Here is a 26,398-nt window from a genome sequence, read left to right on the forward strand (position 1 = left end):
GCAAGGTATTACCGAAAGAAGGGTTGACACTAAAGCCAATAAAACAATAAAGCTTTTATAATATTCTGCATAAATATGGCTACCAAAAAAAAATACCCTAACACTGCAATAACTTACCCTTACGAGCTACACAATTCAAGATCTTTGAACTCTTTTTCAATAATATTTTGCAACAATTCCTTTTCAACAGGCTTCGGCAAATGATAGTTGAAACCTTCTGACAATGCTTTTTCTTTATCTTCCAACAGGCAGTATGCGGTTTGGGCAACAATAACAACATCATTGTTAAATTGTCGAATATTCTTGGTAGCCTCATAACCATCCATTATCGGCATCCTTATATCCATTAAAATAAGGTCTATGTCCAAATTTTCTTTACAATAGTCAACTGCTTCCAAACCATTTTCTACAACAACAATTTCTTTTGCGAATGGCTTGCTCAAAACTTGTAAAATAAACTGTGAAAATTTATCATCTTCAACAATCAAGATTTTTATTTTTTTCATACGGTGTATTGGGTGTACCAACGAACAAGTTAACAATAGAAAAATGCGTCATTAAGTTAATTTACAAAAATAAAAGATAGCTTTGATATTAAAATTGAAATCATCTTAGTTTGCACATATGTGTCGTTCAAATTCATTTTGATGACGACAAATGGTTAAAACGATAAGATGTATATATAAATTAAAAATAATATCGTTGTAATACTAAAGAATGATCATGAAGACTACTATTCTTATTTAAAAAGTCTATTACAATAGTACAGGCCAATTTTCTATCGCAGTACCTTAGGTAATTTCAATTTCTCCATCTAAAATTCCATAATGTCCGATAGACAACTATTTTTCGGAATTGATCTCCACTAGCTCTAATACCATCCCACCACGTTTACCATTATTATTAGTTCCTGAAAAATACATTTTAGCACCATTTTCCCATTTACCCTCCTATTGTTGAAGTAGGGTCAAATACTACTGTCCAATCCTCATATATTTTCTTATGTTATTATCCTAACATAATGTTAAAAACTCAAATTTCTGGTGCCTTAATACTTTTCTTAAAATAGATTCTTTTCATGGCTTACTATTTGTCTTTTGATTTTAAAAGAGTCCATAATTTGAAAAAGTCTTTGAGGTTACATGACAGCTGCTTAGATACAAGAAACTTATAAAAGTAAACCATATGGCAAAGAGTAGGTTTGTTACTATTAAAAATTTATACTCCCTTAACAATTAACAGAACAGATTAAAATTGAAAGCCGGCTTTCTCTTTGATTCTTTTAACCATAAGAGTTTCTTAAGGAAAACTTACCTCCTAAATATGCCATTGGAATATAAGCTATAAGTAAGTCTAAAGCATTGAACCACATAGGGCCGCCTAACATTGCTATATTTATAGAACCACCGATTAAGAAAAACACACCAATTAATAAGGCCATAAGTTGTTTTCTGGTAGCGGCAATTTTTGCCGCTACCAAAGCGCCAACCAAGGTGCCTAAGGCATGTGCCAGAAACGGAAATATAAAATTTTTGGGCTCAAATAGATGCATAGTTGCTTTCAAACCTTGCATTGTAGTAATATCTCCACCTTCTGGAGGTGGAATTATGGAACCACTAATCATAATGATACCCATATTAACGATGCTACCAATGACTATGCCTACAAGTACAGCCAGAACATTTTTTAGTATTGGATTCATTACAGTGAATTAATTTCTTTGATTCTTAATTAAATAAATAGTAAAATATTGGCTTTACAAAATCTACATTTTTATGTATTTCTCAGGATCGTTCTCAAAACTGACCTTGCAACCATCACAACAGAAATACACCTTCTCACCTGCATATTCTATAACATGTTTTGGATTCTTCTTGGACACCGGTACGTTACAAACTGGATTAATATAATACTCCTCGTTAAATGTATTATTAACTTCTGCCTCTGTTTTGGAGCTTTCAGAGCTACCACAACAAGAACCACTACTAGTTTTTTCTTTACGAAAATCGTCAATGACCTCTGCCAAAATACTGATGGCCACTTCACTAGCTAGTTTTGCATTAATATTCAATCCTACCGGGCTGCGTAACTCGGCAATACGTTCTTCGGAAATACCTGTGTTGGTCAAATACGTTTTTATGTCAACTGACTTTTTAGCACTAGCTACAAATCCTACATAGTTTACTGAAGTTTCTAAGGCTTTCTTTACAGAGAGCTCATCGTCTTCGCCTTGGGTAGTAATAATTACATACGTATTCGTCAAACTTTTAAAAGTACTAAAATCAACTTTATCCGAAACACTGTTGGCAGATGGAAACATTTGTATATCCGCATCTGTCGCCATCACAGAAACTCTAAAATCGGCAGCCGAAGCCATTTGCACTAATTTACGGGCAATATTACTTTTACCCACTACAATTAATTCTGGTTGAGGTATTATAGGTTCTATCATAATTTCTAGGGTTCCTTTACTTTGACATGACATAACGTATTCTATAAATGTGGCCGTGGAACGCGTACCCCCTTCAGGTGAAATACGCACGCGGCGGAAGCGTTTGCTTTTAATAACGTTTAAGGCTTCTTTGATAACAATACCACGTACACACCCCCCACCGATCCAACCGATAAGCTCCCCGGTTTCTAAAATAAGTGCTTTATCCCCTACTTTACCAGAACATGGGGCTATACGGTCTATCACTTGTGCAATCGCAAAATTGGAGCCTTTGGCCAAGTGTTTTTCTATTTGCAAAGCGAGTTCGTTAAACATCCATCAATAATTTTTCTAATTTTAATAAACTATCCAAGTTGTGTGCTGATTCAAATGCATCTAAATGCGGCATAACATTCACCATTCCTTTTTGAATAGGCTGATAGCCTTCCATTCCTTTTAACGGATTCAACCATACCAAGGTCTTGCATTTTCTGCGTATCGTTCTAACGGCCTCCTTCAGCACTGTTACGTTCCCGGTTTCTAGTCCGTCACTGAGAATCACGACAATATGTTTTTGGCTCAAAAATTTATTTCCGTATTCGGAAAGAAATTCTGTGAGCGACTCCCCTATCTTAGTACCACTTGACCACGAATTCACATTCTTACCGATCAGCTTTAAGACTTCCTGCTCATTGTTGTGTCGAAGCATTGGTGTAACATGCGTCAAGGTTGTACTAAAGGTAAAAAATTCAAGGCTCTTAAAATACTTCTTTAACACCATTACATATCGTAAAAGATAATAGCTATAGGTATCCATAGATCCACTTACATCGAGAATGAAAATTACTTTTCGCTTTTCTTTTCGCTTTCTTTTATAGGATAAATCCAACAACATTCCACCTTTAGAAATTCCGTGGCGAATTGTATTTCGAATATTAATTGTTCCCTTGTTAGCATTCTCAAGCCTACGTTTAAAACGCATACTCATTTGATGAAAAAGTTCTTCGGCCAATTCTTCCAACTTTTCCTTATCGGCAATATTTACCTTAGAAAAATCTGTCAATCTTAGTCGTATACTATCATTTGCGCCCACCGTTTCTTTAGCCTCTTGCTCTTTAACTTCTTTTTTGGGTATTTTAAATTCTGTTCCCAAAAATATAACTGTGGCAGTTTCTTTTTCCTTTTTAAGTTGTTTGATTTGCTTTTTACGTTGTTCTAATTTTTCTTCGTAATAGCGACTCCAAAAACGGTCGAACATTTCATCAAAGCGATCAAAATGCTCTTTACGTTTACAATAAATTGCCTTTAAACTGTACTGAAACAATTTACGATCTAGAACCCAACCTCGTTCTGCAACTTCAAAAGCATCTCTAGTTTCTTGTGGACCCAAAACAAACTGACGCTCTCGACAATACATGGTAAAGTCGATGAGGCGTTCTTTAAAAGTTTTTTCTACAGCTTGCACGGATTATAGAAATTTTCGTTTTTGAAATTGAACTCATTTTTTATAATGCTACTAACCTAGGATTCCACATAAGGATGACATACTAATCAATAGGATATAAAAATTCTTGAACAGACTTGTTCCTCACAAACTCTACATCATCTTTATGTTTCAAAACACTACCAATGGTTGTTTTTACAATCTCATCAGTAATATTCTTTTGATTCATCAACAACAAGGTTTTTGCCCAATCTAGAGATTCTGCAATACCTGGTGGTTTGTGTAAACTTGATTTTCTCAAATTATGAATAAAAGTAACCACCTGGGTTGCCAATGCTTCATCTATATTGGGAAGTTTTTTTGCAATGATATTAATCTCCCCCATTTTTGATGGAAAGTCAACCCAATGATACAAACATCTTCGTCTTAGAGCATCACTGAGCTCTCGTGTTCGATTGGAAGTTAAAATTACCAATGGTTTTGATTTTGCTTTTATCGTTCCCAATTCAGGTATACTAATTTGAAAATCCGAAAGCAGTTCTAACAAATATGCTTCAAACTCTTCATCGGCCCTATCAATTTCATCTATTAAAAGTACCACAGGTTTATCTGCACTAATTGATTGTAACAATGGGCGCTGAAGAAGATAATCCATTCCGAAAATCTGATTTTGGAGTGCCAGCTTATCCTCGTCTTGCTCAAAAAGCTTAATATGTAAAAGTTGCTTTTGGTAGTTCCATTCGTAAATTGTTGTACTTACATCCAAACCTTCATAACATTGCAACCGAATTAAATTTGTACCCAAATGTTCTGCCAAGGTTTTGGCCAACATTGTCTTCCCAACCCCAGGATTACCTTCTAATAACAATGGTTTCTCCAAATTTTTCAACAGAAAAATTGACGTTGCCAGTTCTTCATTTAAAATATAGTCATGCTCATAAAAATCTTTTATAAGCTTTTCAATGTCTTTGTTCAATAGCTTTAATTTAGAAAAGCTACGCTGTCACCAGCATAGCTTTATTATTATAGAAAATGAGACTAGCTATGCTGTTGCCTCTGCCTCGGCAAGTTTTTTTGAGAAATTTGAAACAAACTGTTTAAATAACTGATTTGATACCGTAGTAATTAAACGAGAACCGAATTGAGCTATTTTTCCGTTTATGGTAACATCCATTACGGCATCTAATTTGACTCCACCTTCAGCACGTTCGGTTAAGTCAATGGTCATCATCATTTCAGCATTTCCATTACCCTTAGAATCGACCCCCTCTCCTGCTATTATAATTTTTCGGTTCGCTGTATCAATTTCATTATAATGTATATCTGCATCGTATTTAACGCCCATAGGACCGAATTTCATACCAACTTTCCCCTTATAATGGTTATCACCCACTTTTTCATCTATGGTGACACCAGGTACGCAGTCCATTATTTTTTCTGGGTCGATAAGGTGCTCCCAGACTAATTCAGTACTTTGGGGCACTTCGAAAGATTTATCTAATTGTGTTTTCATATTTGTGCAATTTTATTTTATTCCCACAGCGGTGAGCACCTTCTTATTTTTACAAAATGGTTAATTCGAATAATGGAATCTTTGAGTTAACAACTAACTTACCCCATTGGTTTAAGTTATCGAACCCTCACCTTTTCAAAGTTGGAAACCTCCCAATGCTTGAAGGGAGGAACCACAATATTTCTAAGATGTTCTTTTGTACTCGACCCTTTTAACCAAATACGTTATTATGCTTTCGCTTTTGCCACTTGAATAGCATCCCAAACTTTATCAGGAGTAATAGGAATATCCAAATGCTTAATTCCTAACGGATACAATGCATCGATAATCGCGTTGGCAATTGCCGGTGGCGCACCTACCGTTGGAGATTCCGCAACACCTTTAGCACCTAATGGATGGTGAGGTGATGGGGTAATCGTATGACCCGTTTCCCAATGTGGCGATTCTACTGCGGTTGGCACTAAGTAATCCATAAGAGTACCATTAAGTACATTACCTTCATCATCATAAACAATACCTTCATACATGGCAGGCGCAATTCCTTGTGTTAATCCGCCGTGAATCTGACCTTCTACAATCATTGGATTAATAATATTTCCACAATCATCTATAGCCACAAAGCGTTTTACATCAATAGCACCTGTTTCTTCCTCAACCTCAACCACACAGATATAAGCACCATTAGGGAAGGTTAAATTTGGTGGATCATAGTAATGTGTTGCTTCAAATCCGGGTTCCATTCCTTCAGGAAAATTAGTATATGCTGCAAATGCTACATCTTGAATCGTTTTAGATTTTTCTGGAGCACCTTTTACAAAGTATTTGCCTACTTCCCATTCAATGTCCTCTTCGCTTACTTCTAGCAAATGAGCTGCAATTTTCTTGCCCTTATCACGTAATTTACGGGCAGCTATTGCTGCTGCCGCACCAGCCGTTGGCGTGCTTCTACTCGCATAAGTACCTAAACCATATGGAGATGTATCGGTATCGCCTTCATCAATTTCAATGTCAGTATAAGGTATTCCCAATTCTTCGGCTAGAATCTGAGCGTAAGTCGTTTCATGACCTTGACCTTGCGACTTCGTACCAAAGCGTGCCAATGCCTTACCTGTAGGATGAACACGTATTTCAGCACTATCGAACATCTTGATTCCTAAAATATCAAAATCTTTAGAGGGACCTGCGCCCACTACTTCGGTAAAGGTGCAAATACCAATACCCATTAATTTTCCTTGGGCACGCTTTTCAGCTTGCTCCTTTTTATAATCGGCATAGCCAACCATATCCATGGCTTTTTCCAACGTTTGTTTGTAATCGCCACTATCATAGCTCCATCCTAAGGGAGAGGCATATGGAAATTGTTCTTTCTTTATAAAGTTTTCGAAACGTAACTGCGCAGGATCTTTACCAATTTCAGCAGCAAGCTTATCAACCATACGCTCAATAGCATGAACCGCTTCTGTAACACGGAAAGAGCAACGATAGGCTACACCCCCTGGAGCTTTGTTCGTATATACGGCGTCTAATTCTGCAAAAGCATGTTCGTAATCATACGAACCTGTACAGATAGAGAACATTCCTGTAGGGTATTTAGAGGGGTTCGCGGAAGAATCGGTATACCCATGATCAGCTAAAGTCGAAACTTTAAAGGCCTGAATTTTACCATCTTTGGTAGCCGCTAATTCACAGTCCATATGATAATCACGAGCAAAACCATTGACCAAATTCTCAGAACGATCTTCAATCCATTTTACAGGTTTTCCTATTAAGAAAGAAGCTGCAATAGCTATCACATAGCCAGGATATACAGGCACCTTTCCTCCAAAACCACCCCCAATGTCAGGAGCAATAATTCGAATTTTTTCTTCAGATAGACCAACATGTCCGGCAACCAAGGCTAGAATAGTACGAATTGCGTGAGGTGCCTGAGATGTCAAATAAATTAACATTTTTTCCGTATCCTTATCATAGGAAGCAACCACTCCACAAGTTTCTATAGAAGCAACATGAATTCTTGGAAGATGAATTCGTTCTTTTACAACCACTTCAGCAGCAGCAATAGCTGCATCTGTTTTTTCCCTTTCGCCACGTTCCCAATGGTAAATATGGTTGTCTTTTTGGCCTTCTTTATCTGGGCGCAACAATGGGGCATCTTCATCTAGCGCTTTAAATGGATTAACGATAGCTTTCATCGGCTCGTATTGAACATCTACAGCTTCTGCACCATCGACAGCAATATATCTATCTGTAGCAATAACCGCACATACTTCTTGCGATTGGTGCATTACAGTATCAGTTGGCAATACCATTTGCGAATCTGAAAGTAATGTAGGCATCCAATGCAAATTGTATTGCGCTAAGTCTTCTCCAGTAATAACGGCTAAAACCCCATCTATGGCCAATGCTTTTTCCTTATTGATACTTAAGATTTTGGCATACGCGTAAGGACTTCGCACTAGCACCATATGCAACATGCCAGGTAATTTCACATCATCGGTATACTTGCCTTTGCCGTGTAAAAACCGTGCATCTTCTTTTCGTTTTACAGAGTGGCCCATTCCGCCAACCTCTGGTGATGTTTTACATTTAAACATAATTAATTTATTTAGAGGTTAGACTTAGACAGAAGCTTCTTTTTCTTTGGCCATTTCTGCAGCAGCTTGCTGCACAGATTTTACGATATTATTATAACCAGTACACCGACAAAGATTACCTGAAATACCCCAACGTATTTCCTTTTCAGTTGGGTTCGGATTATTTTCTAACATATCGATTGACCTCATAATCATACCAGGTGTACAGAAACCACAATGCAGACCATGCTGTTCGTGAAAGGCTTTTTGTAATGGGTGATTTGTTCCATCGGCAGCAACTCCCTCTATTGTTGTAATATTAGCACCGTCCGCTCGAACCGCTAAATAGGTACAAGACTTCACCGATTTACCATCAATTAAAATGGTACATGCACCACAACTCGATGTATCGCAACCAATATGCGTACCCGTCATATCTAAATTTTCACGTATAAAATGAACCAAGAGCAAGCGCGAATCTACCTCGGCAGTAACACTCTCTCCGTTAATTGTCATAGTTACTTTATGTTTCGCCATAATTCTTTATTTTCTTGCTCTTTCCAAAGCCTTGTTCAACATTCGTTTTGTTATCGTATTTACTATCGATCGCTTATAGGCTTCTGAACCTCTTAAATCAGATTCTGGTTCACAATCTTCACTTGCAATTACACCAACCTGATCAATTAACTCGTTGGTTATTTTTTTACCGCGCAGTATTTCCTCACCTCTTTCCAATCGCATAGGCACTGCGCTAACATTAGTTAGTCCGATACCGATTTCTTGACAAACCCCGGCGCCGTCTAGTTCAACATAAACGGCAACACCAGCCGTTGCATAATCACCAACTTTACGTTCTACTTTATGATAGGCGCCGCCACTATTCTTTTTTGATTTTGGAATTTGTATTTCAGTCAATATATCACCAGGCTCCAAAGCCGTCATATAAAATCCGTGGAAAAAATCATCGATTGGAATTGATTTTTTTCCATCGACACCTTCAGCAATTATCGTCGCTCGTAATGCTAACATTAATGCAGGCTGATCATTGGCCGCATCACCATGGGCGATATTACCGCCTATAGTTCCACAGTTTCTTACCGAAGGGTCGGCAGTTAACCAAACCGCATCACCAAAAATGGGATAATTTTCTTTTAAATTCGCATTGTGTTCTAATTCAGTTTGGGTAGTCAATGCCCCAATTTTCAAAAGGTCACCTTCCTCTTTAATATAAGATAGCCCTTTAATTTTACTGATATCGATAATATGTTCTGGAGTGGCAAAACGAAGTTTCATCATCGGCAATAGACTGTGTCCGCCTGACATATATTTCGCTTCTTCGCCAAGCTCTTGTGACAAGGCAATCGCTTCTTTCAAAGTATTAGCCTTATGGTAATTGAAATTAGCTGGAATCATAACATTTTATGAATTAAATTACGTAATAGATAATAAATATAACTTAAACACATTAAAATAACAATGATACATATCATGTGTTGATAATTTAACAAAAAATACTTATGACTAATCCTCATCCCAATATTGTGAATCTTGTAAGCATTAAAATTTATTTAATCCTTACCTTTAATGAAGAAATTGACTAAGCTCAAAAAATGTACTCCCCACTCTATTTTGATTACAACGCCACCACTCCTTGCCTTAAAGAAGTTGTAGATAGTATGTTACCATATTTTAATCAGGATTTTGGAAATCCATCAAGTAGTCATCACCCCTATGGTTGGTTAGCAAAAAGTGCTGTAGAAGATGCTACGGTAGCTATAGCCAATAATTTAGGTGTTACACCAAGTAGTTTAGTATATACTTCTGGTGCTACAGAAAGCATTAATATGGTTTTAATAGGGGTTGCTCGAAAAATGCAATCCAAAGGAAATCATATCATTACGACAAAAGCAGAGCATAAGGCAGTTTTGGATACTTGTGCTTTTTTAGAAGAAAATGGTTTTGAAGTAACTTATTTGGATGTTGATTCTAAAGGATTGATTTCCACAGAAATGTTAAGCGACATGTTGCGCCCTGAAACCATTCTAGTCTCTATTTTATACGCCAACAATGAAACCGGTACTATTCAACCCTTAGATGAAATATCAAAACTGACACATGAAAATGGAAGTCTGCTATTTTCCGATACTACCCAAGCTTTGGGAAAATTGGATTTAACCAAAGTATTTCAATTTGTAGATTTCGCCTGTTTTTCAGCCCATAAAGTATATGGCCCTAAGGGTATTGGTTTGGTATTTATTAAGGATAATGAGGGCGGAAATGGATTACCTAGTTTTATTCATGGAGGAGGTCAACAAAAAAAGCAAAGAGGTGGTACCCTTAACACGCCTTTAATAATAGGTTTCTCAAAAGCTATTGAATTAGCCCATGATAATTTAAATACAGAAATACAGCGCTTGGAAACTTTGCGAAATAAACTGGAAAAAGGTTTGCTGAAAATTGACTTGTCCATATCGAACAGTGCTCCCCCACGGCGATTATCAAATACAGTACATATTTCTTTCCCTTATGTGGACGGAACCAATCTATTGACCGCTCTTAGTAGGCAAATTGCCGTGTCTAATGGCTCGGCCTGTAATTCCGCCTCGGTAGAACCATCTCATGTTTTAACAGCTATGGGTATTGAACGTAGTTTAGCGTATGCCTCATTACGCTTGAGTATTGGACGCTTTACCACCGCAAATGAAATTGACAAAGCGATTGAAATTATAACCAATGAAGTTGCTAAGCAGAGAGAGCAAAACATTCTTTGGGAGCGACGCAAGTAACTTTAATCATAAAGAAAAGACCTCCTATAACCCATCATATTATGAAGGAAGCTCTTGCTTTAGAAAAAATAATAAAATTCCGTCCGAGCTACCAAGCTAGACCTCCTCTACTATACAAGTCATACCCAAACTTATAAAAATTAATTTCTTTCATGAATAGGACCAACCTTGTTCCGTAGCATACCTCCATTATTTCCAGAAAAAACACTAAGAATTTCGCCGAACAAACTCAAGGCTATTTCTTCGGGAGTATTTGCCCCGATTTCTAAACCACAAGGAGCGAAAATACATTCTGCTTCTTGCTCGGAAAATTCTATTCCGTTTGCCTTGAATTCAGCAACCATTTTGTCAAAACGTTTTCTCGGACCCAAAGAAGCAATATATGGTGAAGCACTTTTTACTGATTTTTGTAAATTGGCATAATCCGTCTTATAGTCATGGGCCATTAAAATGATAGCTGTTCTGTTATCTATTACTGGCCTTTCTTCAAAATCTTTTGGATATATATATTTTACAGACTTTAGCTTTTCCTTTTTGAGTTTTTGAACATTACCGACCAAACTCACATCCCAGTCCATCAACTTAGCCATTTCCAGTAACGGATAAACATCATAATTGTCGCCATAAATTGCCAAGTGAAATTGTGGCGGAATCATTTCAATAAAAACACTTGCATACACCCCATCCTCCTTAAAATGAAAGGTCTTTGATTTTTGATTTCCAAGAACGTCTTGAATTTTATGTTGAAGAAAATTCCGCAATCCATCATGCTTACATTCTTCTAAAGATGCCGAATTCTTATCATAGTAAAAGCTTCTACCTAAAGGTATAGCTTCAATTTCAGTATTTATTGCGGTTACAGTAGCTATTATGTGATAGGCCCTGTCAGAAATACATTTCTGCAGCATTTTTAAAGTAGAGGAGTCTTCCGAAATTGGCGAAATCAAAACATCGATAACCCCATTACAGCCAAGACCCACACCTATTTCGTTTTCCTTAGATGTATCATAGGTAACGATTGATGGTTGTTGTTTGAGAATCGCAATTTGAGAGCGCTTTAAAGCATCACCCTCTAAACATCCTCCACTTATTCCACCTTCAAAAACTCCAGATTCAAAGACAAGCATTCTTGCTCCTTCCCTTCTATACGATGACTCTTCCACACGAACTACCTGGGCTATTGCGCATTTCTCGTTAGAATTTTTAAAAGAATTGTATAGTTGAAGTATCGATTTTATTTCTTTCATATTCGTAGCAGTTCTTATTTCTTTCTTAAATAGCCCTCCTAATATATCGAAAATTAGCTATATTGACTATTCTTATTCCCGAGTAATACGATGAAGGATTCCTTTGACAGAACTATAGACTATGTACGTATCGCAGTAACAGACCGCTGTAACTTGAGATGCTTTTACTGTATGCCGGCTGAAGGCATACCCTATGAACCTAAAGCACACTTACTTAGTTACGAAGAGATTACGCGATTATTAAAAATATTAGGCGAACTGGGTTTTCAAAAAGTAAGGTTTACTGGTGGAGAGCCATTTCTTCGTAAAGATTTCATGAAGTTATTAGAGAATACTGCTAATCTAGATGATTATAAATCTATTCACATTACATCAAATGGCACCCTTTTACAAAAAAATATTCCGAAATTAAAAGAATTGGGAATCACCAAAATTAACTTAAGTATTGATTCTTTGGATAAGGAACGCTTTCATAAAATTACGCGTCGCGATGATTTTGAAAAAGTGATGCAGACCTTTCATATGTTAGTTGACAACGGTTTTAAAATAAAACTTAATGCGGTTATCATGAAAGGTATCAATACACAGGATATTATATCCTTGGCTGAATTGGCCAAAGACTATCCCGTAGATGTTCGTTTTATTGAAGAAATGCCATTTAATGGAGGTTATAAAAAAAATGTAGAAATGTATTCTGCTCGTGATATTTATGCGGATTTAAAAGCGCATTATTCTGAATTGGAAAAACTTCCAAGCAAGCATGGTGATACCGCGAGTTTGCTTTCCATTCCTGGATATAAAGGAAATATCGGTGTTATTGCAGCATTTTCAAGGACGTTCTGTAATACGTGTAATCGACTACGGATTTCATCCAAAGGAGAGATTAAAAGTTGCTTATATGATGATGGCGTTTTTAATATCCGTGACTATATGCGTTCAGGGGTTTCCGACAAAGAACTTGCAAATAAATTTAGAGAAATTGTTCGCTTGAAACCAAAAGACGGATTTGACGCTGAAAAATTGCGTGCTACTCCTACAGCAGCAATGCAAAGTATGAGCAGTATAGGCGGATAAACTTATTTTCTCTCACTTATAATTCGAATTACTTAAAGAAACATAGAGACCAACTTTAAAAACTTTGATTACGCTCAATACACCAAATGGAAAACATTTTTATCCCATACGAAAAAGCCCTTTCAATTTTAGAAGAACATAAAGGTGTTTTCATTACGGAAAAAAGAAATTTAGAAGACTGCATTGGTGCTTATCTTGCTGAAGACCTAATCGCTGACCGTGACTTCCCTCCTTTTGATCGGGTGACTATGGATGGAATCGCTATTTCATATGAAGCCTTCGAAAAGGGGCAACGAACGTTCACCATTGAAGCAACAGCTCCTGCCGGTACTCCAAAACAATCATTAATAGATAGTTCTAAGTGTATCGAAGTGATGACTGGTGCCATTATGCCAAATGGTGTTGATACCGTAATCCGTTATGAAGACCTTACAATTGAGGATAATCAGGCTACCATTAATCTTGACATCTTAAATCACAAACAAAATGTTCATTTCAAAGGCATAGATATTGCACAAGGAAGCATAATTGTAAAACAAGGAGAAAAGCTTTCGAGTGCAGAAATAAATATTGCCGCAGCAATAGGAAAAGCTACTTTAATGGTCAAAAAAATGCCCAAAGTAGTTATTTTTTCAACGGGAGATGAATTAGTACCTGTATATCAAACACCAAAACTACATCAAATTCGAAGGTCTAATATCTATGGCATTCAAGCAACATTAAAAGAATGGGGAATTTCATCTGAACTTCAACATCTTGCTGACGACAAAGAAGAAATGTTAATTACCATTTCTCAATTATTGAAAAAATATGATCTTTTTATTTTTACGGGAGGTGTTTCTAAAGGAAAGTTCGACTACCTACCCGATGTTTTGGAAGAGCTAAAAGTAAAAAAACATTTTCATAAAATTCAACAACGACCAGGTAAGCCTTTTTGGTTTGGAAGTAACACAAATGGAAAAAAGATTTTTGCCCTGCCAGGGAATCCGGTTTCTTCCTTTGTTTGTGTTTATATGTACCTACAGTTTTGGTTGCAAAAGTCTCTAGGAGTAGAATCAAAAACGCTTTATGTACAACTTAAAAACGATGTGGAATTCAAACCTGACCTTGTCTATTTCTTAGAAGCCACTTTAGAAAGCACGACAGATGGGAAATTAGTAGCCGAAGCAATTAATGGGAACGGCTCAGGTGATTTTGCAAATCTTGTTAAAACCGACGGATTTTTAATATTACCGCAAAATAAAAGCCATTTTTTTGCGAATGAAGCATATCCTTTTGTAACTTACCGTATAAAATGGTAAACTACTGTTATGGAAACCATAAAGACAAGTTGCTGTAAAAATAAATTTGCTTCAACAAAAAAAATAGAAGCTGCAAACGGCTCTATGTCTTTTCTTTCTACCATTTTATTGATTCTCATCCCTAAATGTCCGCTTTGTTTAACCGCCTATATGAGCGCCTTTATCTTATTCTTTGATGTTGAATATTCTACCTTGGTTCCTGTATTACTGCACACCAAACCTATTATGGGGCTATTAATTATCACTCTGATTTTGCTGAATAGGAAAGATAAGAGAACCTATATTTCTTTAGCGATAGCAGGACTTTCATTGATCTTTTTGATTTCAAAAACCTATTTCGCTACCGTTTTGTTGTTACCTGATTGGATATTGTATTTCGCATTTATATTTGCAATTTGGTATAATGGCAATTTTCAATATTTTTATAGATTTGTAAAATCCAAAACGAAGAAAATGACAGTTTCAAGAACCTAACAAATAGCCTTACAATAGTTAGCCCACCCATTAAAAACCAATTAATTTTTTAAAAGACCAAAAAGTGACCTCCCGAAATAAAAGAGAATTTCTTACCAATACATTTCCTGAGCTTTTGAACAGCTTAACGTTAGACACAAAAGCTAATTTTGGACTCATGACGCCTCAGCATATGGTAGAACATTTAATTATGGCTTTAGGAAGCGCGACAACTAAATTTGAAGGCGAGAGGATAAAACCCGCTACTGAGCCGCAATTAGGTATGCAAAAATTCATTCAAAACGGTTCTGTTTTGGTTCACAGACCAAGTAAAAAAACAAAAGCAGATTTACCGCCATTGAAATATGCATCACTAGAAGAAGCTATTACAAACATTCCTGATGCAGTCGAAAAATATTATGCCTTTAAAGACAATAACCCAGATTACACACCCTACGCTTCTTTCATGGGCGAGGTCTCATATGAAGATGTCGAATTATTCCACTACATGCATATTAAATACCATTTATGGCAGTTTAATTTGCTTTCTCAGTATCCTTAAATAATGAATATTTTATAAAAATTTAAGTTGGGCGAGATACTATTTAAAATTCCAATTGGAGGCCATTTACCACTAAAACACGAATTCCTACGACTAAAACTAAAATAGCGGTTACTACTTTAATTCCATTGCCAGTTAGCTTGCTTAGGCTTAAACGAATACCTATTTGTCCGCCAATGAATACGGCAACTATAAGTCCTGTGGCCTCGACCCAAGGAAGTTCAAGCGTACCCTTTGTCAATAATCCACCAATACCAGAGATAGAATTCACTAAAATAAAAAAGCTAGCCAATGCCGCAATTTTAATAGACTTATCCCATTTCATATGATTTAGAATAGGCGCTAAAAAAATACCTCCACCAATACCTACTAAACCAGATAAAAGGCCAATTCCTGCTCCTAATAAATACGTTACATATGGTTGGTAATTTGGATTCACCTCTTCAGATTTTTTTAGAGTCAACGTCTGAACTATTAGTGCCAAAGCGGAAATGATTAACGCACTTCCTAAAATGATAAAGAATACATGTTCTGATAATCGAAAACGGGCTCCAATAAAAGCTAATGGAATACTTGAAACTATAAAAGGTAAAAACTTTTTAAAATCTAAATGCCCATTTTTCCAATACAGATATGTACTTCCTGAAACGACAATAAGATTACAAATTAATGCAATACTTCTAATAGCAAAAAAACTCGTCAATACTAATGCCAACAAGGCCAAATAACTAGAACCTCCGCCAAAACCTACTGAAGAATACAGCGTGGCAATTACCAAAAAACCAAGCATTAACAATAAAAATTCTGGAAGATTTAAGAGCATACAGCCATATACTGGTTTAGTCCTCCTAAAATACTAAAAAGCGAACTTTCAGGGTGCTGTTCACGCAATTGTTTTAAGGCGGTCTCACTTCGCTTACCTGATTGGCATAATAAATATACCGGAAGCGAAAAGTTAATTTTATCAGATTTAGCCTTTAGTTCCTTTAAAGGGATATGAACAGAATTCGGTAAATGATAATTTTCAAATTCCTGGATCGTACGTACGTCAATTATTTGCGCATTATCAACCAGCAATTTTTGAATTTCTTTCGCTTCAATTGTTGGAACAATTTCACAAGGATCATTCCACTCATAAAAATCATGTAGCTTCTCGATTTTCAAATATTCAGGCTGTAATTTGAATTTTATTTTTTGATAAGATTGTTGAAGTCCATCAAAAATCAAAAGTTTTCCTGAAAGTACCTCTCCTATTCCTGTGAGTACTTTAATAGTTTCTAAAGCCTGTAAGTTTCCTATGATTCCGGGGATAATTCCCAGTACCCCATGTTCATTACAATTCGGAACCTCATTTTCATTAGGCATATTTGGAAAAAGACAGCGGTAGGTTGGTCCATCCTTATAATTAAAAACACTTACTTGTCCTTCGTAACCATGTAATGCACCATACACAAAAGGCTTTTTAAGAATTACGCAAGCATCATTCACCAAATACCGGGTTGGAAAGTTGTCTGAAGCATCGACCACAATATCAAAATCCGCTATAATTTCAAGGGCATTTTTTGTGTTTAAAAATTTATTAAATACTACTATCTCGGTATTTGGATTTTGCGCCATTAATTTCTCCTTCGCAGCAGCAACCTTCGATTTGCCTATATCCCTTTCCGAATATAATACTTGGCGATGTAAGTTGGTAATGGAAACCACATCATTATCCACTATTCCAATGGAACCAACACCCATTGCGTTCAAGTATGTAAGTACAGGAACACCTAAACCTCCGGCGCCAACCACCAAAACTTTTGCTTTGGTAAGTTTCAATTGGTTTTCAGTGCCAAAGCCCTTAAGAATGGTTTGCCTAGTATAGCGTTCGTAGTTCATGCCTATGCTAATTTCTCCAATGCCTTTTTATAGTCCTCCTCAGAATTAGCGTTCAATAAAACATTCTCATATTTTGGAAACACCAATTTAGTATCATGATTGATTAGATATTTTCTTGGGCAAGACCCATTCCCACTTTCTAAATACTCAATTGATTGTTGTAACGCTTGTGGCTCCCATATTGCACATAAAGGTTCTGGTAACGGATTCCCTTTTAAAGCAAAAGCCGTAGCAACCTTTGCGCTATTGCGTTGTAAAATCAATTCTTTTAAGGCGTCGATACCCATAAGAGGAAGATCACAGGCTAAAACCAACCAAGCCACCTCTGGATATTTTTTGTGTGCAGACAAAAGTCCGTTGTAAGGACCTTTAAATTCATTTAAATCAACAATCGTTTTAATATCTGTTGGTAGTTCAGCTTCCTGTTCTTCACGCAGACTTATGAAAGTATTTTCACAAACTTGACTTAGTAAATCGTATAAGTATTCTCGTTGGGGAACGCCGTGATATTCAATCAATCCTTTGTCCGTACCCATTCGAGTACTTTTCCCTCCAGATAAAACGAGACCATATAATTTAGCGATTGAAGTCATTCTTACCTCCTGTTTTTTGTTCTAATAGTATTTCAGAAATTTTGATATCATGCGACAAGGCCTTACACATATCATAAATAGTCAATGCACTTACAGAAACTCCTGTCAGTGCCTCCATCTCAACCCCCGTTTGTTCGTTACATTTTACTTTACATCTAATTTGCAAAGCATTTTTCACCGGAGCAATATCTATCTGTATTTTGGAAAGATTGAGTTGGTGACAAAGTGGAATTAGCTCTGCAGTCTTTTTAACTGCTTGAATTCCTGCAATTACGGCTGTTTGAATTATACTTCCCTTATGGCCTAAAAAGTCTTTAGAGGCCAGTGTGTCAAAAACATCTGAAGGAAAAACAACTTTTCCTGAAGCAACTGCGGTTCGAACTGTTGCTTGTTTATTTGACACATCTACCATTGAGGCATTACCCGTTTCATCTATATGTGTAAGTTGTTTAGTCATAATGTATTATTAATTTCCTAAAAGATGGGGATTACTTTATTCTTAGGTTTATTGAGTTTATTTCATATTCAAATAAAAGCATTTTCGACTCCATAAGTCAAAAAAGTATCTAAAATCTATGGATGTGCGGATACCCAAACAGATTTGTTCTCAAACCTCTCCTTTTTCCAAATAGGTACCGTTTTTTTAAGGGTATCTATTAAATATCTACATGCTTCAAAACAAGCATCCCTATGTGCCGAAGAAGCCCCCACAACAACGACAGGCACTTCAACCTCTTTTAAACCAACGGCATGGCGAATAATCACTTTATTTAAATTCCATTTAACCATGGCATCCGTAGCTATTTTGTCCATTTCCTTTAAGGCCATTTTCTCATACGTCTCAAATTCTAATGAAACCACTTCTTCTTCCTTGGTAAATTCTCTTACAGTACCTACAAACACGCAAATACCGCCACTCTCAGGATGAGAAAGCTCCTTAAACACTTGTGAAGCATCAATATCATCAACTATTTCAACTATTTTATCATCCATTATCCTCCACTTACAGGTGGTATGATTGCTATTTCATCATCCACAGTTAAAAATACGTCATCTTCTGCATACTCACTATTTACAGCAACCGCAATAGAGGTTAATCGCGAAAATTCTGGATAAGACCTTATTAATTGGGCCTTTAAGTCTGCTACCGAATTAAGCTGTTTCAATTCATCAGAAAATGTAATTTGAGAACTGCCCACTATATCCTTGGCAATTCCAAAAAAAAGTACATTCATTTTTCTTTAATATTAAATAAATTTCAAGTTACTTATAAAAATTAAGTTGCCATAGAAAAGGATATGTTTTAAGAAACTATTTAACGTGTATGGTTAGAACAAATTAGTATAACGCTTTCTTGGCAACACCTATTTCGTTCATGATATATTTCTCGGTTAAACGAAATATTATGTTTCAATTAACAGATTACATTACTTTTGCACCTCATGTATTCATTAAAACATATTACTAGCCTACATAACCCATTAATAAAGAAGGTTTTTCTATTAAAAGAAAAATCGAGGGAAAGAAAAAAAACCGGACTCTTTGTTTTGGAAGGAATGCGGGAACTAATGATTGCCAGTCGAACAAATTATGAAATAGATATTGTTTTTTACTGTTCTGACATTATTAATGAAGCTCAAAGCGATAATTTTTTAAAGTCATTTAGCCCAGAAAAATTAATTTCTGTTAGCAACGAAGTTTATAAAAAATTGGCTTATCGAAATACAACTGAAGGTGTATTAGCGATTGTGAAAAGTAAAGACCACTTGCTAACCTCATTGAAATTCAACCATAAAAACCCTTTGGTTCTTGTAGCAGAAGCTCCTGAAAAACCTGGTAATATTGGTGCATTATTACGTACTGCTGATGCTGCTAACCTTGATGCAGTATTAATTGCCAATCCTAAAACAGATTTATATAACCCTAATATTATTCGTTCTAGTGTTGGATGTGTTTTTTCTGGAAACATTAAAATGGGGAGTACAACAGAAATAGTCTCCTACTTAAAAGAAGAAGGGTTTAAAGTTTACTGTGCGGCTTTATCTGCCTCTAAAGAGTATACAACAGTAGATTTCAAAGGACCTACCGCTATCGTAGTTGGAACAGAAAATTCTGGTCTAAGTGATGAATGGCTGCAGAATTCCACTCAGAATATTATTATACCCATGGAGGGTGAAATTGATTCTATGAACGTTTCTGTATCTGCAGCAATACTTATCTTTGAAGCTAAACGCCAGCGAAAATTGAATACCTAAAAATCTTAAAATCATTATTTAAGATTTCGTTTTAAATATATTCCATGGACAAAACATTTATATTTTTCTGTATTCTTTTTATTCTAATCGGCGAATTTATTCTCGCCACTGTAATGAATTATCTGAATGCCAAACACTTCAAAGACCCTATACCAAATGACCTAAACGACGTATATAATGTTGAAGAATATGAAAAGTCCCAAGCATATAAATTAAGAAATTACAAATTCGGCATAATAACTTCTATATTCTCTTTGGCACTTATTCTCAGTTTTTTATTTTTTGGAGGTTTTGCCTGGGTAGATGAAGTCGCTTTAAATTTCACAAGCAATACCATAATACAAGCTTTAATTTTCTTCGGAATAATAATGCTCGGTAGCGATATTTTAAATACCCCATTTTCGTACTATCAAACATTTGTAATCGAAGAAAAATTCGGATTTAACAAAACCACTCACAAAACATTCTTGATTGACAAATTGAAGCAATGGGCCATGACCATTATTATTGGAGGAGGCATTTTATCCCTGGTAATTTGGTTCTTTCAATGGGCTAGTACAAATTTCTGGCTATATACATGGGGTCTAATTACAATTTTTATACTGTTCATGAACTTGTTCTATAGTAAACTAATTGTGCCCTTGTTTAACAAACAAGAGCCACTAGAAGAAGGTAGCTTAAAAGAAAAAATCGAACAATATGCTACAAATGTTGGATTTGACTTGCAACATATTTTTGTCATTAATGGCTCTAAACGTTCAACCAAAGCCAATGCTTATTTTTCTGGTTTTGGAAAAGAAAAAAGAGTAACACTTTATGATACATTGATCAATGATTTGGAAGAGGAAGAAATTGTTGCTGTTTTAGCGCATGAGATTGGTCACTATAAGCGAAAACACATCATTTTCAATTTGGCAGCATCAATTTTACTAACTGGTTTTATGCTGTTCCTATTATCCCTTTTTATTAACAATCCTGAAGTTTCATTAGCCATGGGTGTTGATAGACCCAGCTTTCATGCTGCCCTAATTGGTTTTGGTATTTTATATAGTCCGATTTCAGAAATCACTGGCCTATTAATGAACTATTTCTCAAGAAAATTCGAATATCAAGCAGATGATTATGCCAAAAAAACATATGCTTCCAACCCATTAATCTCTTCTTTAAAAAAACTATCTAAAAACAGTCTAAGTAATTTAACACCACATCCTGCATATGTATTTATGCACTATTCCCATCCGCCACTAATTGACCGCGTACGTAATTTAAAGGCATAATTTTTGTTGCCTATCATTTTAGTTTATATTATTTTTAATATGGTATGACACAGGCAGCAATAGAAGAAGAGAATAAGCTTATAGCTCAGGAGTACAAAGAGTTATTACGCATTAGTTACCAGACCCTCAGCGATGAGGATAAAAAACTTATACGTAGTGCTTTTGAAGTGGCTGTTGACGCTCATAAAAATCAACGTAGAAAATCTGGTGAAGCTTACATATTTCACCCTATTGCAGTAGCAAAGATTGTTGCCTCAGAGATTGGCCTTGACGCTGTTTCGATAGCCTCTGCCTTACTTCATGATGTTGTTGAAGATACCGAGTATACTTTAGATGACATTGATCGCATATTCGGTGAAACAGTTGCCCGTATAGTGGACGGTCTTACCAAAATATCACATTTAAAAAAAGACATGAACATTTCTCAGCAAGCTGAGAATTTTAGAAAAATGTTATTGACTTTGAATGATGATGTACGTGTTATCATTATTAAGATTGCAGACCGCTTCCACAATATGCTTACCATGGACTCTATGCCAGAGCATAAACAGGTTAAAATAGCATCTGAAACCTTATACATCTACGCTCCTTTAGCCCATAGAATTGGACTCTATAACATTAAAACAGAGCTAGAAGATTTAAGTTTAAAGTATACAGAACCAGAAGTATATAAATCTATTAAAGATAAAATAGAGGACAGCAAAGAAGAGCAACAAGCTTATATCAATGCTTTTTCGGACACAATAGATAATTCCCTTAAAAAAGAAGGTCTTAACTACGTGATTAAAGGAAGAATGAAGTCCATTTTTTCTATGCGAAGAAAAATGCTTAATCAGAACGTAACTTTTGAGGAAATCTACGATAAGTTTGCTATTAGAATAATTTATAAGTCCGATGCAGAGAATGAAAAATTTCTCGCTTGGAAGATCTATTCAATAGTAACGGACCACTTTACTCCAAACCCCGTTCGTTTAAGAGATTGGATATCTTCACCAAAATCAACCGGTTATGAAGCCTTACACATTACAGTAATGGGACCCAAAGGTAAGTGGGTAGAAGTGCAGATTAGAAGTGAACGCATGCATGAAATAGCCGAAAAAGGGTATGCTGCGCATTTCAAATATAAGCATGGCGACCAAAAAGAACAAGGTATAGAAGTATGGTTGAACAAACTTCAAGAAGCCTTAGAAAATGCAAATACCAATGCCGTAGATTTTGTTGAAGAATTCAAACTCAATCTTTATTCAAAAGAAATTTTCGTTTTTACACCAAAGGGAGAGTTAAAATCTTTACCAAAAGGCGCTACCCCATTAGATTTTGCTTTTAATATTCATACCGAGGTAGGTATGCGCACCAGAGGCGCTAAAGTAAATGGAAAATTAGTACCTCTAAATACCACATTACAGAGTGGTGATCAAGTAGAAATTATTACTTCAGAGCATGCCACTCCCAACCAAAACTGGTTAGATTATGCCACCACCGCAAGAGCGAGGGCAAAAATAAAATCAGTTTTAAGAGAGGAAAAAAAGTCTGTTGCTGAAGATGGAAAAGAAATTCTACGCAGAAAACTAAAATCACAAAAAGTAAGTTTAAATGAAAATTCCATCAATAAAATGGTCACCTTTTTTAAACTTAAAACTAGTTTAGACCTCTTTTATCGTGTAGGTATCGGCTCAATAGATAATACCATGTTAAAGGACTTTGCTTCTTCCTATAATAATGCATTTATAAGTTTCTTTAAAAATCGTATGCGCCGAACTCCGGTTCCTGAAGATATCAATAGAGATGAAATTACCTCTAAATATGATATGCTGGTTTTTGGTAAAGAGGAAGAAAAATTGGAGTATAAACTTTCTCAATGTTGCAACCCTATACCTGGCGACGAAGTATTCGGGTTCGTAAGTGTTTCTGAAGGTATTAAAGTTCATAAAAAAAATTGTCCAAATGCAATATCCTTGCAATCTAATTATGCATATCGTATTATTAGTGCTAAATGGATAGATTCTTCACAACAGGAATATCAGGCAGATATAGAGTTAACAGGTATCGACAATCTAGGCTTAGTCAGTGACATTACAGAAGTCATATCAGACATTATGCACGTGAATATGCGTAATCTAAACTTTAGCACAGATGGCGGCACCTTTAAAGGGAAAATTACCGTGGTGGTAAAAAACAAGGCTATTCTTAAAAAATTGACCGATACATTAAGAGATATTAATGGTATTGATAAAGTAACCCGAATTTAGAAAAAGGAAATTAAAATTTAACTGTACATTTGTATATTAATGCAGTAAATATGTCTTCGGATAAAAATCAAGAAATTGTTAAAAACGTCTTCACTACCTTTTTAGAGGACAAAGGACATAGAAAAACCCCTGAACGCTACGCTATACTTCAAGAAATTTATGAAAGTGACGAACATTTCGATATAGAATCGCTTTACATTAACATGAAGAACAAGAAATATAGAGTAAGTAGAGCTACTTTATATAACACCATAGAACTTCTTTTAGATTGCAAACTAGTGCGTAAGCATCAGTTTGGCAAAAATCAAGCACAATATGAAAAGTCTTATTTTGACCACCAACATGACCATGTTATACTTACCGATACCGGTGAGGTAATGGAGTTCTGCGATCCTAGAATTCAATCTATAAAAAAAACAATTGAAGAAGTATTTAATATTAAGATAAATGCACATTCCCTTTATTTTTATGGGATTAAAAATACACCGAACATAGAAGTAGGTACGAAAGAAAATAAAAAGAACTAACCAAGTATATAATATTTAGATGGCAGTAGATTTATTGTTAGGCCTGCAATGGGGTGACGAAGGAAAAGGAAAAATCGTTGATGTATTAACCGAAAATTATGACATTATTGCTCGTTTTCAAGGCGGGCCAAATGCTGGTCATACATTAGAGTTTGATGGAATAAAGCATGTATTGCATACTATACCATCAGGAATTTTTCATAAAAATGCAGTTAACGTTGTTGGTAACGGTGTTGTTATCGACCCTGTTATTTTTCAAAAAGAATTGGATGCATTAAAGAAATTTAAACTGGATATAAAGTCCAAATTATTCATTTCTAGAAAGGCCCACCTAATTTTACCTACACACCGTTTGTTAGATGCTGCTTCTGAAGCATCTAAAGGAAAAGCAAAAATCGGTTCCACCTTAAAAGGAATAGGTCCTACTTATATGGACAAAACTGGTAGAAACGGAATGCGTATTGGTGATTTAGAACTAAGCGATTGGAAAGAAAAATATCGTAGTCTGGCAAATAAGCATGAAGCTATGATTAGTTTCTACGATGTTGATATTCAATATGACCTTGCTGAACTAGAAGCCGATTTCTTTAAAGCAGTAACAGAGTTAAAAGCATTAACTTTTATAGATAGTGAAGAATATTTATACCAAGCACAAAAAGAAGGTAAAAAAATATTGGCCGAAGGCGCACAGGGATCTCTTCTAGATATTGATTTTGGAACCTACCCTTTCGTAACTTCATCTAATACTACCGCAGCTGGCGCATGTACTGGTTTAGGTGTTGCTCCAAATCAAATTGGCGAAGTAAAAGGAATATTCAAGGCATATACAACAAGAGTAGGTAGCGGTCCTTTCCCAACCGAATTATTTGATGAGGATGGTGAAACAATGGGTCGTGTAGGTAATGAATTTGGAGCTACAACCGGTAGACCAAGACGTTGTGGTTGGTTAGACCTAGTGGCTTTAAAATATGCAGTTCGCATAAATGGCGTTACTGAATTAATGATGATGAAGGGTGATGTATTGAGCGGTTTCGAAAAATTAAAAATATGTACTGCTTACAACTATAAAGGAGAAAAAATTGAGCATTTCCCATACAATATAGAAGCAGAAAACGTAACTCCGATATACACAGAAATGAATGGTTGGAAAGAAGATTTGACAAAAATGACTGCTGCCGACCAATTACCAAAGTCCTTGAACGATTATATCGATTTTCTAGAAAAAGAATTAGAAGTGCCTATTAAAATTGTTTCTGTTGGTCCAGACAGAACTCAAACAATTCACCGATAAACATTTAGCGGCCTAAAAAGGTTGTTCGACTAACGAGAATGGCGATATAGGGAAATACCTTTATCGCCATTCTTTTTTTTTGTAATTTCAGTACGGTGTGAGATTTTCACCCACACTATTAAAACACCGCTAAAAAAAAATGAAAAAATTCACGTACCCCACTATATTATTTTTGTTACTTTCCATAGCATCCTGTAAAACAGATAAAAGCAAAAAAGAAGATTCGATAATCTCTACTGAAGAAGATTCTAAAAATGAATGGATCACTTTATTCGATGGAAAAACGACAAAAGGATGGCGTGCGTATAATGGCCAAGAATTACCTCCCGGTTGGATAGCTAGAGATGGAGAACTACAATTTGATACCGAATTAGGAAAAGAACAAGATTATACAGGTGGAACTGATATTATTTATGGTGCTGAAGAATTTGATAACTTCGAACTATACGTAGAGTGGAAGTTACCCAAAGGAGGGAATAGCGGTATTTTTTATCACTTAAAAGAAGGTTATGACAGCCCTCCAGAAGTTTCCCCCGAATATCAATTAATAGATGATGAAAATTATGCTAGCATACATGACTTAACATCTTATAATCTAAGTCTAGGTTATACCGACAAACCAGAAGAGTTAAAACCATTACAACAAACAGCCTCAGATTATGCTATGCATGCCGCTGATCCTAATAACAAAATTTTAAATCCTGTTGGAGAATGGAATACCACTAAAATAATCTTTACACCAGAACAAGTAGAACACTGGTTGAACGGGAAAAAAGTAGTATCTTTTGTACCATGGGACCAAGCTTGGTACGAGAAAAAAAATTCTGACAAATGGAAAAACAGTAAAGATTACGGAATATTCAAAACAGGCTTTATAGGTTTTCAAGATCATTCTAGTCCAATTTGGTTCCGTAATATAAAAATCAAAAAACTTTAACCAC

The 26,398-nt window shown here is 35.7% G+C and carries 27 protein-coding genes; 11 read left to right on the top strand and 16 right to left on the bottom strand.

Annotated features, from left to right (window positions below):
- Window positions 1–119: 119 nt before the first annotated feature.
- The 9 genes from AACZ49_RS11775 to AACZ49_RS11815 form a co-directional block, all read right to left on the bottom strand.
- A complete protein-coding gene (locus AACZ49_RS11775) occupies window positions 120–506 on the bottom strand; it encodes a response regulator (RefSeq protein WP_339654980.1) in 387 nt (128 codons plus the stop codon).
- 776 nt (window positions 507–1,282) lie between these two features.
- Entirely contained in the window at window positions 1,283–1,702 is a 420-nt protein-coding gene (locus AACZ49_RS11780; RefSeq protein ID WP_339654983.1) for a hypothetical protein, read from the bottom strand.
- 63 nt (window positions 1,703–1,765) lie between these two features.
- Window positions 1,766–2,767 (bottom strand): XdhC family protein, encoded by a 1,002-nt coding sequence (locus AACZ49_RS11785; protein WP_339654986.1) that lies wholly within the window; start codon window positions 2,765–2,767, stop codon window positions 1,766–1,768.
- Window positions 2,760–3,896, bottom strand: a complete 1,137-nt coding sequence (locus tag AACZ49_RS11790) for a VWA domain-containing protein (RefSeq protein WP_339654989.1) — start codon at window positions 3,894–3,896, stop codon at window positions 2,760–2,762. The genes AACZ49_RS11785 and AACZ49_RS11790 overlap by 8 nt, the downstream gene beginning before the upstream one ends.
- An 82-nt stretch (window positions 3,897–3,978) precedes the next feature.
- Window positions 3,979–4,851, bottom strand: a complete 873-nt coding sequence (locus tag AACZ49_RS11795) for a MoxR family ATPase (protein WP_339654992.1) — start codon at window positions 4,849–4,851, stop codon at window positions 3,979–3,981.
- Window positions 4,852–4,917: 66 nt separating this feature from the next.
- Entirely contained in the window at window positions 4,918–5,388 is a 471-nt protein-coding gene (locus AACZ49_RS11800) for an SRPBCC family protein (protein ID WP_339654995.1), read from the bottom strand.
- A 227-nt stretch (window positions 5,389–5,615) separates the two neighbouring features.
- The gene (locus AACZ49_RS11805; protein WP_339654998.1) at window positions 5,616–7,982 is read right to left on the bottom strand and encodes an aerobic carbon-monoxide dehydrogenase large subunit; all 2,367 of its coding nucleotides are present in this window, start codon (window positions 7,980–7,982) and stop codon (window positions 5,616–5,618) included.
- A 24-nt stretch (window positions 7,983–8,006) separates the two neighbouring features.
- Entirely contained in the window at window positions 8,007–8,498 is a 492-nt protein-coding gene (locus AACZ49_RS11810; RefSeq protein ID WP_339655001.1) for a (2Fe-2S)-binding protein, read from the bottom strand.
- A gap of 6 nt (window positions 8,499–8,504) precedes the next feature.
- Window positions 8,505–9,374, bottom strand: a complete 870-nt coding sequence (locus tag AACZ49_RS11815; protein WP_339655004.1) for a xanthine dehydrogenase family protein subunit M — start codon at window positions 9,372–9,374, stop codon at window positions 8,505–8,507.
- Between the two features lie 197 nt (window positions 9,375–9,571).
- On the opposite strand from AACZ49_RS11815, the gene AACZ49_RS11820 reads away from it, so the two are divergent.
- The gene (locus AACZ49_RS11820) at window positions 9,572–10,747 is read left to right on the top strand and encodes a cysteine desulfurase family protein (RefSeq protein ID WP_339655007.1); all 1,176 of its coding nucleotides are present in this window, start codon (window positions 9,572–9,574) and stop codon (window positions 10,745–10,747) included.
- Window positions 10,748–10,887: 140 nt separating this feature from the next.
- Here the strand turns inward: AACZ49_RS11820 and AACZ49_RS11825 are convergent, their stop codons facing one another.
- A complete protein-coding gene (locus tag AACZ49_RS11825) occupies window positions 10,888–11,994 on the bottom strand; it encodes an XdhC family protein (RefSeq protein WP_339655009.1) in 1,107 nt (368 codons plus the stop codon).
- Window positions 11,995–12,084: 90 nt separating this feature from the next.
- Here AACZ49_RS11825 and moaA point away from each other — a divergent pair, with 90 nt between their 5' ends.
- From moaA to AACZ49_RS11845, 4 genes are all read left to right on the top strand, one after another.
- Window positions 12,085–13,068, top strand: coding sequence for a GTP 3',8-cyclase MoaA (moaA, locus tag AACZ49_RS11830; RefSeq protein WP_339655011.1), 984 nt, complete (start codon window positions 12,085–12,087; stop codon window positions 13,066–13,068).
- A gap of 86 nt (window positions 13,069–13,154) precedes the next feature.
- Window positions 13,155–14,369, top strand: coding sequence for a molybdopterin molybdotransferase MoeA (locus AACZ49_RS11835; RefSeq protein WP_339655013.1), 1,215 nt, complete (start codon window positions 13,155–13,157; stop codon window positions 14,367–14,369).
- 9 nt (window positions 14,370–14,378) lie between these two features.
- On the top strand, window positions 14,379–14,843 hold the full coding sequence (locus AACZ49_RS11840; protein WP_339655016.1) for a hypothetical protein: 465 nt from the start codon (window positions 14,379–14,381) through the stop codon (window positions 14,841–14,843).
- 64 nt (window positions 14,844–14,907) lie between these two features.
- Complete coding sequence (locus AACZ49_RS11845) at window positions 14,908–15,384, top strand: hypothetical protein (protein WP_339655019.1); 477 nt, start codon at window positions 14,908–14,910, stop codon at window positions 15,382–15,384.
- A 43-nt stretch (window positions 15,385–15,427) separates the two neighbouring features.
- On the opposite strand, the gene AACZ49_RS11850 is transcribed toward AACZ49_RS11845, so the two are convergent.
- From AACZ49_RS11850 to AACZ49_RS11875, 6 genes are all read right to left on the bottom strand, one after another.
- A complete protein-coding gene (locus AACZ49_RS11850; protein WP_339655022.1) occupies window positions 15,428–16,207 on the bottom strand; it encodes a sulfite exporter TauE/SafE family protein in 780 nt (259 codons plus the stop codon).
- Window positions 16,198–17,265, bottom strand: a complete 1,068-nt coding sequence (locus AACZ49_RS11855; protein ID WP_339655025.1) for a HesA/MoeB/ThiF family protein — start codon at window positions 17,263–17,265, stop codon at window positions 16,198–16,200. Before AACZ49_RS11855 ends, AACZ49_RS11850 begins: the two co-directional genes overlap by 10 nt.
- 2 nt (window positions 17,266–17,267) lie before the next feature.
- Window positions 17,268–17,858 (bottom strand): molybdenum cofactor guanylyltransferase, encoded by a 591-nt coding sequence (locus tag AACZ49_RS11860; protein WP_339655027.1) that lies wholly within the window; start codon window positions 17,856–17,858, stop codon window positions 17,268–17,270.
- The gene (gene moaC / locus AACZ49_RS11865; RefSeq protein WP_339655029.1) at window positions 17,842–18,315 is read right to left on the bottom strand and encodes a cyclic pyranopterin monophosphate synthase MoaC; all 474 of its coding nucleotides are present in this window, start codon (window positions 18,313–18,315) and stop codon (window positions 17,842–17,844) included. The genes AACZ49_RS11860 and moaC overlap by 17 nt, the downstream gene beginning before the upstream one ends.
- Before the next feature lie 116 nt (window positions 18,316–18,431).
- Window positions 18,432–18,851: a molybdenum cofactor biosynthesis protein MoaE gene (locus AACZ49_RS11870; protein WP_339655031.1), complete on the bottom strand. Its 420-nt coding sequence runs from the start codon at window positions 18,849–18,851 to the stop codon at window positions 18,432–18,434.
- Window positions 18,851–19,093: a MoaD/ThiS family protein gene (locus tag AACZ49_RS11875; RefSeq protein WP_339655033.1), complete on the bottom strand. Its 243-nt coding sequence runs from the start codon at window positions 19,091–19,093 to the stop codon at window positions 18,851–18,853. Before AACZ49_RS11875 ends, AACZ49_RS11870 begins: the two co-directional genes overlap by 1 nt.
- Before the next feature lie 207 nt (window positions 19,094–19,300).
- On the opposite strand from AACZ49_RS11875, the gene AACZ49_RS11880 reads away from it, so the two are divergent.
- From AACZ49_RS11880 to AACZ49_RS11905, 6 genes are all read left to right on the top strand, one after another.
- Window positions 19,301–20,113, top strand: coding sequence for an RNA methyltransferase (locus AACZ49_RS11880; RefSeq protein ID WP_339655034.1), 813 nt, complete (start codon window positions 19,301–19,303; stop codon window positions 20,111–20,113).
- 44 nt (window positions 20,114–20,157) lie between these two features.
- A complete protein-coding gene (locus tag AACZ49_RS11885) occupies window positions 20,158–21,390 on the top strand; it encodes a M48 family metallopeptidase (protein ID WP_339655036.1) in 1,233 nt (410 codons plus the stop codon).
- A gap of 44 nt (window positions 21,391–21,434) precedes the next feature.
- Window positions 21,435–23,639, top strand: coding sequence for a RelA/SpoT family protein (locus tag AACZ49_RS11890; RefSeq protein ID WP_339655038.1), 2,205 nt, complete (start codon window positions 21,435–21,437; stop codon window positions 23,637–23,639).
- Window positions 23,640–23,689: 50 nt separating this feature from the next.
- On the top strand, window positions 23,690–24,166 hold the full coding sequence (locus tag AACZ49_RS11895; protein ID WP_339655041.1) for a transcriptional repressor: 477 nt from the start codon (window positions 23,690–23,692) through the stop codon (window positions 24,164–24,166).
- A gap of 19 nt (window positions 24,167–24,185) precedes the next feature.
- Window positions 24,186–25,457: an adenylosuccinate synthase gene (locus AACZ49_RS11900; RefSeq protein ID WP_339655044.1), complete on the top strand. Its 1,272-nt coding sequence runs from the start codon at window positions 24,186–24,188 to the stop codon at window positions 25,455–25,457.
- 139 nt (window positions 25,458–25,596) lie between these two features.
- Window positions 25,597–26,394 carry a DUF1080 domain-containing protein gene (locus tag AACZ49_RS11905; protein WP_339655047.1) on the top strand — a complete coding sequence of 266 codons (798 nt, stop codon included), beginning with the start codon at window positions 25,597–25,599 and terminating at the stop codon, window positions 26,392–26,394.
- Window positions 26,395–26,398 lie beyond the last annotated feature (4 nt).

It is taken from the genome of uncultured Maribacter sp. (assembly GCF_963975365.1).
In the GTDB taxonomy this organism is placed as follows: domain Bacteria; phylum Bacteroidota; class Bacteroidia; order Flavobacteriales; family Flavobacteriaceae; genus Maribacter.

What these genes read in the sequence shown, in the direction of transcription:
- moaC (WP_339655029.1), bottom strand. Translation starts at nt 18,315, where the DNA reads ATGACTAAACAACTTACACATATAGATGAAACGGGTAATGCCTCAATG.
- AACZ49_RS11840 (WP_339655016.1), top strand. Translation starts at nt 14,379, where the DNA reads ATGGAAACCATAAAGACAAGTTGCTGTAAAAATAAATTTGCTTCAACA.
- AACZ49_RS11780 (WP_339654983.1), bottom strand. Translation starts at nt 1,702, where the DNA reads ATGAATCCAATACTAAAAAATGTTCTGGCTGTACTTGTAGGCATAGTC.
- AACZ49_RS11785 (WP_339654986.1), bottom strand. Translation starts at nt 2,767, where the DNA reads ATGTTTAACGAACTCGCTTTGCAAATAGAAAAACACTTGGCCAAAGGC.
- AACZ49_RS11810 (WP_339655001.1), bottom strand. Translation starts at nt 8,498, where the DNA reads ATGGCGAAACATAAAGTAACTATGACAATTAACGGAGAGAGTGTTACT.
- AACZ49_RS11890 (WP_339655038.1), top strand. Translation starts at nt 21,435, where the DNA reads ATGACACAGGCAGCAATAGAAGAAGAGAATAAGCTTATAGCTCAGGAG.
- AACZ49_RS11825 (WP_339655009.1), bottom strand. Translation starts at nt 11,994, where the DNA reads ATGAAAGAAATAAAATCGATACTTCAACTATACAATTCTTTTAAAAAT.
- AACZ49_RS11875 (WP_339655033.1), bottom strand. Translation starts at nt 19,093, where the DNA reads ATGAATGTACTTTTTTTTGGAATTGCCAAGGATATAGTGGGCAGTTCT.
- AACZ49_RS11860 (WP_339655027.1), bottom strand. Translation starts at nt 17,858, where the DNA reads ATGACTTCAATCGCTAAATTATATGGTCTCGTTTTATCTGGAGGGAAA.
- AACZ49_RS11775 (WP_339654980.1), bottom strand. Translation starts at nt 506, where the DNA reads ATGAAAAAAATAAAAATCTTGATTGTTGAAGATGATAAATTTTCACAG.
- moaA (WP_339655011.1), top strand. Translation starts at nt 12,085, where the DNA reads ATGAAGGATTCCTTTGACAGAACTATAGACTATGTACGTATCGCAGTA.
- AACZ49_RS11820 (WP_339655007.1), top strand. Translation starts at nt 9,572, where the DNA reads ATGTACTCCCCACTCTATTTTGATTACAACGCCACCACTCCTTGCCTT.
- AACZ49_RS11800 (WP_339654995.1), bottom strand. Translation starts at nt 5,388, where the DNA reads ATGAAAACACAATTAGATAAATCTTTCGAAGTGCCCCAAAGTACTGAA.
- AACZ49_RS11855 (WP_339655025.1), bottom strand. Translation starts at nt 17,265, where the DNA reads ATGAACTACGAACGCTATACTAGGCAAACCATTCTTAAGGGCTTTGGC.
- AACZ49_RS11885 (WP_339655036.1), top strand. Translation starts at nt 20,158, where the DNA reads ATGGACAAAACATTTATATTTTTCTGTATTCTTTTTATTCTAATCGGC.
- AACZ49_RS11880 (WP_339655034.1), top strand. Translation starts at nt 19,301, where the DNA reads ATGTATTCATTAAAACATATTACTAGCCTACATAACCCATTAATAAAG.
- AACZ49_RS11900 (WP_339655044.1), top strand. Translation starts at nt 24,186, where the DNA reads ATGGCAGTAGATTTATTGTTAGGCCTGCAATGGGGTGACGAAGGAAAA.
- AACZ49_RS11835 (WP_339655013.1), top strand. Translation starts at nt 13,155, where the DNA reads ATGGAAAACATTTTTATCCCATACGAAAAAGCCCTTTCAATTTTAGAA.
- AACZ49_RS11905 (WP_339655047.1), top strand. Translation starts at nt 25,597, where the DNA reads ATGAAAAAATTCACGTACCCCACTATATTATTTTTGTTACTTTCCATA.
- AACZ49_RS11805 (WP_339654998.1), bottom strand. Translation starts at nt 7,982, where the DNA reads ATGTTTAAATGTAAAACATCACCAGAGGTTGGCGGAATGGGCCACTCT.
- AACZ49_RS11850 (WP_339655022.1), bottom strand. Translation starts at nt 16,207, where the DNA reads ATGCTCTTAAATCTTCCAGAATTTTTATTGTTAATGCTTGGTTTTTTG.
- AACZ49_RS11870 (WP_339655031.1), bottom strand. Translation starts at nt 18,851, where the DNA reads ATGGATGATAAAATAGTTGAAATAGTTGATGATATTGATGCTTCACAA.
- AACZ49_RS11895 (WP_339655041.1), top strand. Translation starts at nt 23,690, where the DNA reads ATGTCTTCGGATAAAAATCAAGAAATTGTTAAAAACGTCTTCACTACC.
- AACZ49_RS11815 (WP_339655004.1), bottom strand. Translation starts at nt 9,374, where the DNA reads ATGATTCCAGCTAATTTCAATTACCATAAGGCTAATACTTTGAAAGAA.